Consider the following 12,503-nt stretch of genomic DNA (forward strand, 5'->3'; position numbering starts at 1 on the left):
CCCGCTAGGCTGACAACCATGGCCTACCAGACATAATTGGCCCGAAACAGATGTGGGAGCGGCCTTGCGTCGCGATGCGCCGCGCGGGCGGCGCTCGATTTGTGCGGCACTGCAAATCTCCAGCGCACGCTCCCAGCCCCACCACACAACCTAAAACCAAAATCGCATAATAATATTCTTTCTTATTCTTTTTTAAACACCCTCAAATCCTCTATAACTTCCCCAACTGTACAGCCGCCAACACCTGGCCAACTGTTCGCAGCGCAACACCTGATCAACAATCAGCGCCCACCAAGCAACACCAGTCGCGCATCAACCAGCGCAACCTGTTGATCTACAAAAGAATTAAAACACGGCACGACGATTGCTCAAGCAAAGTCCCCTTACTCGATGAAGACCCGGAGACCTGCCCATGAGCACCCCATTGAACGTCGTCGCCCTGTCCGGCGGCACTGGTCGCCCTTCCCGCACCCTGGCCCTGACCGAGGCGATTCTCGCCGAATTGGCCCAACACCTGAACATTCGCCCGCACTTGATCGAACTGGGCGACATCGCCCGCCCACTCGGCGCCGCCCTGTGGCGTAGCGAGCTGCCCGACCCGGTCGAGCACCAACTGCGCCTGGTGGAAAAAGCCGACCTGCTGGTGGTCGCCACTCCGGTCTACCGCGGCAGCTTCACCGGCCACTTCAAGCATCTGTTCGACCTGATCGGCCAGGACGCCCTGGTCGACACCCCGGTGCTGCTGGCCGCTACCGGTGGCAGCGAACGCCATGCGCTGGTGCTCGACCACCAGCTGCGTCCGCTGTTCAGTTTCCTGCAAGCCCTGACCCTGCCGATCGGCGTGTTCGCAAGCCAGGCGGAGCTTGCCGATTACCAGATTTCCAGCGAAGCCCTCGCTGCCCGCATCCGCCTGGCCGCCGAGCGCGCGGTACCACTGTTCGGCGCCCACCACGCGCTGCGCAAGATCGCCTGAGGAGCGGCCATGAATGCACCTGTAATTGCCGCCCGCCGTCCTGCCTTGAGCATCGCCCAGGAGCTGGCCGCGCAGTTCGCGCAGACCGCCGTCGAACGCGACGAGCGCGGTGGCACGCCGAAGGCCGAACGCGATGCGCTGCGCGACAGCGGCCTGCTGTCGCTGGTCATTCCCCAGGCGTTCGGCGGCCAGGGCGCCAGCTGGTCCGACACCTTCGAAGTGGTGCGCGAATTCGCCCGGGTCGACAGTTCGTTGGCCCACGTGTTCGGCTTTCACCACCTGATGCTGGCGACCGTGCGCCTGTTCGCAAGGCCCGACCAATGGCAGCCGTGGTTCGAGCAGACCGCGCGCAAGCACTGGTTCTGGGGCAACGCCCTGAACCCGCTGGATACCCGCACGCTGGTCAAGCACTTCGACGGCTGGTGCGAGTTCTCGGGCAAGAAGAGCTTCTGCTCCGGCGCCAGCGACTCGGAGATGCTGATCGCCTCGGCGGTGGATGAACGCGCTGGCGGCAAGCTGCTGATCGCCGCAATCCCCAGCGGGCGCACCGGCATCACCCTGCACAGCGACTGGAACAACATCGGCCAGCGCCAGACCGACAGTGGCAGCGCCACCTTCGAGCGGGTGCGGGTCGAGCACAACGAGCTGCTGCTCGACCCAGGTCCCTTGAGCACGCCGTTCGCCGCACTGCGTCCGCTGATCGCCCAGTTGCATTTCAGCAACCTGTTCCTCGGGATTGCCGAGGGCGCCTTCAACGAGGCCCGCCAGTACACCCTGAAGGAAAGCCGGCCATGGTACCGCTCTGGCGCGCAGACGCCCGAGCAGGACCCCTACGTCCTGCGTCACTACGGCGAGTTCTGGGTGGGGCTGGAAAGCGTGCGCCTGTTGATCGAGCGTGCCGCGCACCAACTCGATGCTGCATGGGCCAAGGAACACACCCTGAGCGCCGAGGAACGCGGCGACCTGGCACTGGCCATCGGCACCGCCAAGGTCGCGGCAACCCGCCACGGCCTGGACATCTGCAATCGCCTGTTCGAGGTGACCGGCGCCCGCGCCACCCATGCCTCGCTGCGCTTCGACCGGCACTGGCGCAACCTGCGCACGCAGACCCTGCACGATCCAGTGGACTACCGCATCCACGAGCTCGGCGAGTGGGCACTGAGCGGCACGCGTCCGGCCCCGTCCTTCTATTCCTGAGGCTTTCCATGCAACTGCTGACCCTCCCCCCGTCACCGACACTGGCTACCTCGATCAGGGCGACCGCACAGGTCTTCGAAGACCCCAGATCGCAGGCGCTGCTCGCCCACTTGCAACAGGTCGCCCCCAGTGAGGCCAGCGTCCTGATCATCGGCGAAACCGGCACGGGCAAGGAGCTGGTCGCGCGTCACATCCACAACCTCAGCGGCCGGCGCAACGGGCCCTTCGTCGCGGTCAACTGCGGCGCGTTCTCCGAGTCGCTGGTCGAGGCCGAGCTGTTCGGCCATGAAAAAGGCGCCTTCACCGGCGCCCTGGCGGCCAAGGCCGGCTGGTTCGAGGAAGCCAACGGCGGCACGTTGTTCCTCGACGAAATCGGTGACCTGCCACTGCCGATCCAGGTCAAGCTGCTGCGCGTGCTGCAGGAACGCGAGGTGGTGCGCCTGGGTTCACGCAAGAGCATCCCGATCAACGTACGCGTGCTGGCAGCCACCAACGTTCAGCTGGAAAAGGCCATCAACGCCGGGCATTTCCGCGAGGACCTGTATTACCGCCTGAACGTCGTGACCTTGCAATTGCACCCGCTGCGCGAGCGCCCCGGCGATATCCTGCCGCTGGCCCGGCACTTCATTCGCAGCTACAGCGAGCGCCTGGGTTACGGCCCGGTGGAATTGAGCGGCCCGGCCCAGGCCAAGCTGGTCGAGTACGCCTGGCCGGGCAACATTCGCGAGCTGGAGAACGTCATCCATCACAGCCTGCTGACCTGTGGCGACGGGGTGATCCAGGCTCAGGACCTGCGTCTGTCCCACCTGCGCCTGGAACGCCAGGACGAAGCGCCTGCCGGTAATGCGGTGGACGACTTGCTGCAACAGGCCTTCAGCCGGTTGTACGAAGAACAGCCTGGGGACTTGTACGAGAAGGTCGAAAACGCGCTCCTGCGCTCGGCCTATCATTTCTGCCATTACAACCAGGTGCATACCGCGCAGTTGCTGGGGCTTTCGCGCAATGTCACGCGGACCCGGCTGATCGCCATCGGTGAGCTGGTGGTGAACAAACGCCGGGCGCAGGAACAGGCGCCGCTGGACAACCGCGTGGTGCGCCTGTCGATCTGATTGGCCAGGGGTAACCGATCAGGAACCCAGGTATGCAACTGTCTTGCTCAATCTCCAGAATCTAGCGCGACTCGTGTGGGAGCGGCGGTTCGGCGCCCCGACTTGTCCCGCGAATGGGGCGACGCGGTGGATGGCACCGGCTTCGCCGGTGTTCGCGGGACAAGCCCGCTCCCACAGATCCCCGCTAAATCAATGAGTTATGTTTTGTTCTATGAGAGCGGGCTCGCCCCGCGAACACGGGCCAAGCCCGTGCCATCCACCACGTTGTCGGCTTCGCGGGCAAGCTCTGCACCGTTTTTCCGGACCGACTGGGCGAGTCGAACCGTCACGACGCCGCACGAGGCATCAGGTCGTAGGGATGCTTCCACCCCGGCACCGCCTGAATTCGCTTTTTCCAGGCTTCGATATGGGTGAACTCGGCCAACGCGATGCCGGTGTCTTCCGGCATGAACACGTACCCTGCCAAGGACAGGTCGGCGATGGTCAGCCGGCCACCGACCATGAACGGCTCGTTGGCCAGGTGCGCATCGACGATGCGGTAGGCGGCCGTGGCGCGCTCACGCAGGAACCCGGTGACGTCGGTCTCCCCGGTTTTCTTCAGGCACAGGAGGAATCGCAGGGCTGCGTAGTAGCTGGTGAACTTGTGGTTGTCGAACAGCATCCAGCGCCAGATCTCGCGCTTTTCCTCGGCGTTACGCGGGCCAAACTGGCCCGTGAGTTCGGCGAGGTAGTCGAGAATCAGGGCCGACTGGGTGAGCGTCTGCCCGGCATGTTCCAGTACCGGTACCTCACCCTGCTCATTGACCTGATCGCGCCAGTTCGGGTCGCGGGTCTGGCCATGGAAGAAGTCGACGAACACCGGCTGCCAGGCCTGGCCGGTGAGTTCGAGCATCAGTGCGACCTTGTAGGCGTTGCCGGATTCGGCGAAGCAATGCAGCGTGTAGTCGGACATGGGGACCTTCGGTTTCCATTGAATGATCGTGGTGGGCGGGACGCGTCACGTTCCCAATCGCCGGCGAACCGACGATTGAGCAGAGCACGCCCGGCACGATACGGTCAATGGCTCAAGCGTGTACCCAGCGCCGATGCAACCCGCGCGCCAGGGCATCGAGCACGAAGCCCAGCACACCGATCAGCAGCACCATGGCCATCAGTTCCGAGTAGGCCAGGCGGTCGCGGGTATCGAGGATGAAATAGCCCAGCCCGGCGCTGACACCGAGCATCTCGCATGGCACCAGCACGATCCACAGGATACCGATGGCCAGGCGCACGCCAGTCAGCACATGGCCGATGACGCCGGGGACGATCACCTTGCACAGGGTTTCCCAGCGCGTGGCGCTGAGGCTGCGGCTCAGTTGCAACCAGCGTGGGTCGAGTTGACGCACCCCGGCTGCAGTATTGAGCAGAATCGGCCACAGCGCAGCGAACGCCAGCAGGAAGTAGATCGGCTGGTCGCCCACGCCCATCAGCATCACCACCACCGGCATCCACGACAGCGGCGAGATCATCCGCAGGAACTGGAACGCCGGCGTGGTGGCTGCCTCCAGGTGCCGGTAGCTGCCGACCAGCAAGCCCAGCGGCACGCCGATCAACAATGCCAGCAGCAGGCCGACCAGAATGCGCTTGAGGCTCACCCAGATGTGCCCGTAGACCTCGCCCTGTCCCAGTAACTCCACCAGGCTGGCCAGGGTCGCCTGGGGTGCGAAACGTGCCGACAGGCCATCGGCCTCACCGAACACCCGCACCCCGGCCCACCACAACAGCAACAACCCCAGCAGGCCGGCCAGACCGAGGCCTGCGTGTACGACATGCTTGCGCATCAGACCGCGAACTCCTCGCTACGCTCGAAGTTGTCGGCGATACCGAACACCGAGGGCCCTCCGACCGAGGCGATGGCATTGCGCACGAAGCGGTCGTCGACCAGGTCGCGGGCCGTGTGCGCTGGGTCGAGATCGGCGAGGAATGCCTTGTCACCCTCGATCAGGGTGTTCTTCAGGCGCTTGACCAGCTCCTCGGTGTAGCTGGGGAACGGATACGGCTGGAAGTCGATGCGCTTCTCGTCCCATTGCTGGTGCTTGATGGCGCCGCTGGCGATATAGCCGGCCCGGTCTTCGGCGGCAGGCGCCAGGACCTTGGTCAGCACTGCGGGCTCGTGCGGGGTGTATTTGTTGGGGCCGGCCTTGGACAGCAACGCGGCGGCCTCGGCGCGGTGGTCGCGGGTCCACTGCTGGGCCTTGACGATGGCGTTGACCACCTTCTGCGACCATTGCGGGCGGTTGTTCAGGTCGTGCTCGTGCATGAACACCACGCAGCAGGCATGGTTGCGCCAGACGTCGCCGGTAAAGCGCTGCACGCGGCCGACCTTGAGGTTCTCGGCCAAGGCGTTGAACGGCTCGGCGACGATGTAGCCGGCGATGCGCTTGCTGGCCAGGGCCGGCGGCATGTCCGAAGGCGGCAACACCAGCAGGTTGACCTCGTTGGCCGCCAGCTGCGCGTTGGCCGGCCTGGACACTGGGGTCAAGCCGTTGTCGTTGAGCATTTGCTGCAGCACCACGTTGTGGATCGAGTACCAGAACGGGATGGCCACGGTCTTGCCACCCAACTGCTTGAGATCAGTGATGTCCGGCGCCACGGTCAGGCCCGAACCGCCGACGTGGTTCCAGGCCACCACCTTGGCCGGCACTTTGCTGCCGTAGCGAGCCCAGACGGTCATCGGCGACAGCAAATGGATGACGTTGACCTGCCCGGAGATGAACGCCTCGATCACCTGTGCCCAGCTGCGCAGCAGCACCGGGCGCTCGGCCTTGATGCCCTCGGCCTCGAACAGGCCATTGTTGTGCGCCACCAGCAACGGCGTCGCGTCGGTGATCGGCAGGTAGCCGATGCGCACCGGCGCGTCCGGTTCGGCGGCAGCGCGCGCCTGCAGGCTCGCCAGCAGCGGCACGGCACCAGCGGCGGTGAGCATGGCGCTGAGTTTGAGGAAGTCGCGACGCGAAGAAGAGGAACAGCAGTCATCCATGCACATGGACAGGCTCCGAAGGCAACGGGGAAGGTGAAGGGTCGGCTGTGCGGCTCGCCCGCCGTAGGGTTTTCAGGATGTCGATACGCAGCGCGCCCAGTTCCTCGACCCGCTGCGCTCGCGGCTGCGGCAGGTCGATGGGCCATTGCCCGAGCACATGCGCCGGGTGGTTGCCCAGTAGCAGGACGCGGTCGGAGAGCAGCAGGGCTTCGTCGATGTCATGGGTGATCAGCACCGCCGCCGTGTTGTGGGTGGCGATCAGCTGCAGCAGCAATTGCTGCATGTCGGCGCGGGTGACTTCGTCCAGCGCGCCGAACGGCTCGTCGAGCAACAACACCTCAGGCTGGCGCGCCAGGCAGCGGGCCAGCGCGGTGCGCTGGGCCATGCCGCCGGACAGCTGCGCCGGGTACTGGTGACGCGCATGGGCCAGGCCCACGGCTTCGATCGCATGGTCGATGCGGGCGCGCCGTTCGGCGGCGGCAAGCTTGGGCTGACGGGCGAAGTCGAGACCGAAGGCGACGTTCTTTTCCAGGCTCAGCCAGGGCAACAGGCTGGGGTCCTGAAAGGCCACCGCCAGGCGTGGATGCGGCCCCTGCAATGGCTCGCCGTGCAACGTCACACGGCCGTCACGCGGTGCCTGCAAGCCGGCCAGCACGCGCAGCAGGCTTGACTTGCCGACCCCGCTGGGGCCGAGGATGGTCACCACTTCCCCTGGTGCCAGTTGCAGGTCGAACCGCGCCAGCACCTCTTGCCAGCCGCCCTCGCGCGGGTAGCCGAGGCTGATGCCATTGGCTTCGAGCAGCGGCTGACTCATGCAACGGCTGCCTGGCGCTGCAGCTCGGCGCGCAATTGCACCAGGCTTGGCGTGACGATCGGCACGAAGGCCGACTCGCGCCAGCGGCGGGCGAAACCTTCGCCGAACTGGTTGAGGTAGGCTTTGCCACCGCTGGCCTGCAATTCCAGCTGCACCGCGTCGGCGGCACTTTCGGCGAGGGTGATGCGCAGCTTGAACAACGCCGCCGGCTGGCTCTGGAAGCGGCCATCGCGCAGGCCCTGCTTGAGTTCACCGACAGTGTTCTCCAGGCGCTCATGCAGCACCTGGCGCGCCTCTTCGAGGAACGAAGCGCGGCCATTGAGGTGTTGGCGTACTTCCTCCAGCGCGCGCCTGGCCAAGCCAATGGCCATGCCGCACTGCAAGGCCAGAAACGCCGGACGCACCTTGGGCAGGAATTCCCGGGCGTTTTCGTGCAGCAGCCAGTCACGTGCCAATTCCACCTGATAGAAGGCCAGTGCGGCGGTATTGCTCGATTGCAGGCCCATCAGTTGCAGGTCGTCGGAACGTTCAAGGCCCTGGGCAGTGGATGGAATCGCCAGCACGAAGGGCGCGCCACCGGCGTCATCCTCGATGGCCGCGGCCACCACGAAGCCGCTCTTGCGCAGGTTGGTCACCCAGTGCAAGCGCCCTTCCAGCGCCCAGCCATGGGCCAACGGCCTGCCACGCACCTGCAACGCTTCGATGCCGGACAGGAACTTCATGGCATTGGACAAGCCGGTCGCACCGGCCAGTTCGCCCGTCAGCAAGCACGGCAACAGGCGCTCGCGCAGCCCCTGATTTGGGCTTTGCAGCAGGTATTCGATGAATGCCCGCTGGCCCCAGCAGACGAATGCCGCGGCCATCGAGCGGCTGGCAATGGCGGCGATGGCCTCGACCGCGTCGCTCGTTTCACCGCCGCTGCCACCCAGGTCCGGATCGACGCCGACGCGCAGCAACTGCGACTCGGCGATCTGCGCCAGAACCAGGTGCGGGTCGCACTGGCCCTGGTCGATTGCCTCGGCATTGGCATCCAGCCATTGTCGAAATGCGGAATCAAGCATGTCCCTACTCCTTTGAAAACGCCGGCCTGGCCGGCACCGAGGCTGGTTACGCTTCAGGCTGCCAGCGGTACTTGCTCAGCTCGTCGTTGAGTGGCGTCTGGGCGAACACATTAGCAAAGTTGCACAAGGTTGCGAGGCTGACGCCGAGAATCACTTCCAGCGCGTTGCCTTCGCTGAAACCGGCATCGCGGAACGCCTGGTAGGTGGCATCGCTGACATTGCCGCGGGTGGCGATGACTTCACGGGCGAATTCGGCCAGGGTCTCGTAGCGGGCATCCGGCAGCTCGCCACGGGCGCGCAGGGCATCGACCACTTCCTGCGGCAGCTTGGCCTTGTTCAGGGCCACGGCAGTGTGCCCGGCCACGCAGAAGTCGCAGCCGTGGTTGGTGGCGGCGATCAGCTGCACCACTTCGCGCTCGGCCAGGGTCAGCTCGGACTTGCCGTTGAGCGCCGAGACGGTCACGTAGGTTTCCAGCGCCGCCGGGGCGTTGGCCAGCACGCCCAGCAGGTTGGGGATGAAGCCGGAATTCTTCTGTGCGTTCTCGAGAAACGGACGCGCTGCTTCCGGGGCGCTCTGCAGGGTGTGTAGAGTAATGCGCGAGGACATGGAGTGGTCTCCTTGATGTGTGTCTATACAGTCTGTTGGTTATAAGAATTACCCTCCATATTCATCAGTCGCCTTTCCTTGCTCCTGAGTCTTTGCATTAGATGATTTCGTCCAGCCACCTCGTCGATTGGTTATTAGAAGGCCTCGAGCTCGACGCCAGCCTGTTTCATGTCGGCCGCTACTGCGGCGGTTGGCATGCCAGCACCCAGGGCATGGGCCGGGCCAGTTTCCACCTGGTGGTGCAGGGGCATTGCTGGCTGCATCTGGACGACCAGGCCGAACCCGTGCGGCTGGAAGCAGGGGATGCGGTGTTCCTGCTGCGCGACCTGGGCTACCGCTTGTCGAGCGATGAAGACCCGGTCGCCGCCTGCGCACAACCGCGCCAGGTGATGCAAGCGCTGGAGCCGACCGCAAGCGACGGCGTGGGCCTGGTGTGTGGGTTTTTCCACTTTCGTCCGGGATTATCGACCCTGATCGTCGAAGGGCTGGCGGACTGGATACTGCTGCGCGCCGACGAGCCGTCCGGGCATGCGGCGCGGGCGTTGTTCGGGCTGATCCTGGAAGAATGCGAGCGCACCCCGACGCCCTCGCAGGCGCTGCTGGAGCGGCTGACGCACTTGCTGTTCCTGTATGGACTACGCCAGCAGGTGCATGCCGGGCAGTCGCTCGGCGGCCTGGTCGCCCTCGCCCGCCAGCCGGCGTTCGGCGGATTGCTGGAGCAGTTGATCGAGCAGCCTGGACAGGCCTGGACACTGGAGAGCATGGCGGCGTGCACGGGGCTTTCGCGCTCGGCGTTCTTCAAGCGCTTCAACGAGCTGGCCGGTCAGTCGCCGGGGCAGGTGCTGCTGGCGCTGCGCATGCGCCAGGCGTGTCAGCTGCTGCGGGCGGGCAATACCGTGGAACAGGTGGGCGCGCAGGTGGGGTATCAGTCGGTGGCGGCGTTCACCCGGGCGTTTGCCAAGGCCATGGGGGTGCAGCCGGGGGCGTATCGGCGTCAGCATGAGGGGCGGTGATTAAAGCCTAATCAAACGCCGGGCAAAATAACTGCCGCCTCTTTGTACATGTGTTGGTTTGACGAACATTCCCCACCGCACCGGCGTTCTGCTGGACGTTGTCCATCACTCCGTAACAAGGAAAAAGCCACTCGAATGAGTGGCTTTCCATTATTAAAGCGAGGATCGGACCTCTCTATTAGCTCTATTGCCTTAAACAAAATGACTTTAGCATGGCCCTTCCTTTTCGATGCGCACCACGCTATTCATTCACGAGTGACCAGGTTACCCCCACTTTATACAACGCCTAGCATAAGCCCCCGCTCTGCAATTCGCTTTGGAATAAATCCTCGTCGAACGGATTGACGTAAGCATGTTTGTTTTTTGCCCACCTGGCCATGATTTTTTCCATGCTATGATCGCCCGGAATAACTTCCACTTTAAAGCTCCCAGGCGCGCACCGATACGTGACTGGATTAAACTTAGGATACGACTTAAGAACCGGCACGTTGTTAGCGTCCCGCACGATGCGTGAACTACTATCTCTCACCCAGTCGACTTTCCTAGGTCGCCACTCGCGAAGAATTGTTTCCTCGCCGACTAGTTCCTTCATCTTATCAAAGCCAACATCAAAAAATTCAGTGTCGCGCATCGGCACGACACGCTCACCTAATAGGCCACACACTTGCATCTCCCCTTCGTACCCTTTGACCTCTGCCTTTAGCGCGTACGCCATATCCCTAGCGAATGTAGAGCCATGTACATCATACGGAGTTGCGGAATGGCACATGTGCAACTTGACCTTTGAATAGGTGCGAATCGGTACGCCGCGGGCTTCGAGAAAATCTATAACAGCTTCTGCCCTCAATGCGCCTGCACCTGTGACACCATAGCCACTTGGCGTACCATGAAGATTGATAACCAACCGCGCCACACCCTTATGGACGTCACGGTACACTGTCACGCACCTATCGACGAAAGTATAGTTATCCACCCCAGCCATCGTTTTAGTGAAAAATTGTTTAGCGCCGACAATATTCTGCCGTGTCCCTGCACCCGCGAGCGCCCTGGAAGCGACACGGCTACCTCCTGACAAGCCAGCCGCCAAGCTAGCCAACCCGCTGCCAAATGCCAGAACATCGAGTGCAGAAGCAAGTGCCGGGTCACTTTCCTCCAATAAGGCTGATGCGAGGGTCAAGCTGCCTGACGCAGCCCCCAGCGCGGTGGCCAACACCCCACCGCCTAGGAGCAGTCTGAATTACATTTTATTCAGCTCGCTAAATTTGCGGCGAATGCGCGCGTTAAATTCAATTCTCCGATTCCTCTGCGCGTAGCAAATGAAAAGATCTTTGACGATGACTTATTCGGCTACTTCCCACCCATTTTGACTTTCAAAGTTTCTACGGATGATGCAGAAGAACACAAGCTAGCGTCGTACGTGAAAGTTATGCTTTACATTGAGCAAGACAAGCCATTTGTACGTTTTCTAAAGGACGATATAATCGAGCTTGCAAGGGCGCTTCCGCAAAATCATCATGATTGGCTCTTCAGCCAATTATATTCAGTAGTGCGCTCACGCAAAATAGAAAACGTATTCTTAGGGCTATACAAAATTCTTGAGTTTTTCTTCCCGCTACAAAACGTGCTTGAGCTGAAAGAAAAGATTTCATTTAAAGAATCCAACCTCAATTTGATACGTCATTGTATAGACACTCTACAATGGCACATCGGTCATTATAAAGGGGCGCAATCATCTGTAAATTTTGCAAGCCCCCGATTTGCTGAAATTGGCCTCGACAGGACATTTACGCACAAGCCATCCGAGGCCGGCAACGACAATCCAAGAGCAGACGCTGAAAAGAAATTCAAGATTAAAGCCATGGATTATCTTTCAAATATTCGTCATGACCTCACGCACCAGAACTTTAGCTACAAGGCATACGAAACAGATGAAATGCTTCGTTGCTGTCAAGCTCTTGTTTCTTACTTAACGGAGGCCTTCTCTCAGTACTCAGCGACAATTTCGACCACGCAGCCTCCGGCTACTCAACAACCGTTAGCACTTGAAGACGCGAACCAACTTTAAGTAAGGGCGATGGGTCCTCCAGCTGAATGAGAGGACCCAAAAGGCGTTGCCAGAGCAAAACAAACTCAATCTTCTTCACACTCAAATACTAGAGCCAAATCGCATTTAGGCTCTTTATTTAGCAGCACGCTAATCAAGCATTTCGTCAAGAACCTTCATCAAGGCTGTCGCTATCAAAGCGCTGCCACCCCAAATCGAAATCCACAACCGCAACTCATATACATTTTCAACAATAAAAACCTCACTCCCTTGTGCCCTCAACCTCTCTGCCAACTTAAAACCATTAACAGCCCTCGGAACTCGAACAGCCCCACCAGACTTAGATAAGTTACTCTTACTGTAAAAGTCTAGGTAACTCACACAGTCAGTTTCCAGATTAAAATATGCAGAACCTTCAACAGGAATACGGTAAGCGCATATAAATCGCAAGACCGTATCGGTCAACTCTCTATTATCAAAACAAGACCAATTATTGGCTCTGTCTTTCTCGTCATCTAGGATCTCGACCAAAACGTCTCTTGCTATAGGCAAAATCCTAGCTGCGCCGCACTCTGTGCCAGCAAGGCTCTCGATGAGCTCAACCATTTCAAGTCTTGATGGAGGTCTTTCTACACCCCTATTCTTGTTTTTCATACGGCTCTATCT

13 protein-coding genes are annotated in these 12,503 nt (G+C 61.3%); 5 read left to right on the forward strand and 8 right to left on the reverse strand.

The window, feature by feature from the left end:
• Positions 1 to 412: 412 nt before the first annotated feature.
• The 3 genes from msuE to sfnR are packed head-to-tail and all read left to right on the forward strand — an operon-like array spanning position 413 to position 3,279.
• Positions 413 to 973 (forward strand): FMN reductase, encoded by a 561-nt coding sequence (gene msuE, locus E6B08_RS17365; RefSeq protein WP_136915181.1) that lies wholly within the window; start codon positions 413 to 415, stop codon positions 971 to 973.
• 9 nt (positions 974 to 982) lie between these two features.
• Positions 983 to 2,170, forward strand: a complete 1,188-nt coding sequence (locus E6B08_RS17370; protein WP_136915182.1) for an acyl-CoA dehydrogenase family protein — start codon at positions 983 to 985, stop codon at positions 2,168 to 2,170.
• A gap of 8 nt (positions 2,171 to 2,178) precedes the next feature.
• Complete coding sequence (gene sfnR, locus E6B08_RS17375; RefSeq protein WP_136915183.1) at positions 2,179 to 3,279, forward strand: sigma54-dependent transcriptional activator SfnR; 1,101 nt, start codon at positions 2,179 to 2,181, stop codon at positions 3,277 to 3,279.
• Between the two features lie 325 nt (positions 3,280 to 3,604).
• Here the strand turns inward: sfnR and E6B08_RS17380 are convergent, their stop codons facing one another.
• From E6B08_RS17380 to E6B08_RS17405, 6 genes are all read right to left on the reverse strand, one after another.
• The gene (locus tag E6B08_RS17380) at positions 3,605 to 4,231 is read right to left on the reverse strand and encodes a glutathione S-transferase family protein (RefSeq protein ID WP_136915184.1); all 627 of its coding nucleotides are present in this window, start codon (positions 4,229 to 4,231) and stop codon (positions 3,605 to 3,607) included.
• 112 nt (positions 4,232 to 4,343) lie between these two features.
• Positions 4,344 to 5,099, reverse strand: coding sequence for an ABC transporter permease (locus E6B08_RS17385; RefSeq protein ID WP_136915185.1), 756 nt, complete (start codon positions 5,097 to 5,099; stop codon positions 4,344 to 4,346).
• On the reverse strand, positions 5,099 to 6,304 hold the full coding sequence (locus E6B08_RS17390; RefSeq protein WP_136915186.1) for an ABC transporter substrate-binding protein: 1,206 nt from the start codon (positions 6,302 to 6,304) through the stop codon (positions 5,099 to 5,101). Before E6B08_RS17390 ends, E6B08_RS17385 begins: the two co-directional genes overlap by 1 nt.
• Positions 6,291 to 7,112: an ABC transporter ATP-binding protein gene (locus E6B08_RS17395; protein WP_136915187.1), complete on the reverse strand. Its 822-nt coding sequence runs from the start codon at positions 7,110 to 7,112 to the stop codon at positions 6,291 to 6,293. The genes E6B08_RS17390 and E6B08_RS17395 overlap by 14 nt, the downstream gene beginning before the upstream one ends.
• Positions 7,109 to 8,173: an acyl-CoA dehydrogenase family protein gene (locus E6B08_RS17400; protein ID WP_136915188.1), complete on the reverse strand. Its 1,065-nt coding sequence runs from the start codon at positions 8,171 to 8,173 to the stop codon at positions 7,109 to 7,111. Before E6B08_RS17400 ends, E6B08_RS17395 begins: the two co-directional genes overlap by 4 nt.
• A gap of 46 nt (positions 8,174 to 8,219) precedes the next feature.
• Positions 8,220 to 8,780, reverse strand: a complete 561-nt coding sequence (locus E6B08_RS17405; RefSeq protein WP_136915189.1) for a carboxymuconolactone decarboxylase family protein — start codon at positions 8,778 to 8,780, stop codon at positions 8,220 to 8,222.
• A 101-nt stretch (positions 8,781 to 8,881) separates the two neighbouring features.
• Here E6B08_RS17405 and E6B08_RS17410 point away from each other — a divergent pair, with 101 nt between their 5' ends.
• Positions 8,882 to 9,793, forward strand: coding sequence for an AraC family transcriptional regulator (locus tag E6B08_RS17410; RefSeq protein ID WP_136915190.1), 912 nt, complete (start codon positions 8,882 to 8,884; stop codon positions 9,791 to 9,793).
• 286 nt (positions 9,794 to 10,079) lie between these two features.
• Here E6B08_RS17410 and E6B08_RS17415 read toward each other — a convergent pair whose 3' ends face one another.
• A complete protein-coding gene (locus E6B08_RS17415; protein WP_136915191.1) occupies positions 10,080 to 11,003 on the reverse strand; it encodes a hypothetical protein in 924 nt (307 codons plus the stop codon).
• Positions 11,004 to 11,210: 207 nt separating this feature from the next.
• Here E6B08_RS17415 and E6B08_RS17420 point away from each other — a divergent pair, with 207 nt between their 5' ends.
• Positions 11,211 to 11,858 (forward strand): hypothetical protein, encoded by a 648-nt coding sequence (locus tag E6B08_RS17420; protein WP_136915192.1) that lies wholly within the window; start codon positions 11,211 to 11,213, stop codon positions 11,856 to 11,858.
• 129 nt (positions 11,859 to 11,987) lie between these two features.
• Here the strand turns inward: E6B08_RS17420 and E6B08_RS17425 are convergent, their stop codons facing one another.
• A complete protein-coding gene (locus tag E6B08_RS17425; protein WP_136915193.1) occupies positions 11,988 to 12,491 on the reverse strand; it encodes a hypothetical protein in 504 nt (167 codons plus the stop codon).
• Positions 12,492 to 12,503 lie beyond the last annotated feature (12 nt).

Origin of the sequence: Pseudomonas putida (genome assembly GCF_005080685.1) — a bacterium.
Taxonomy (GTDB): Bacteria; Pseudomonadota; Gammaproteobacteria; order Pseudomonadales; family Pseudomonadaceae; genus Aquipseudomonas; species Aquipseudomonas putida_V.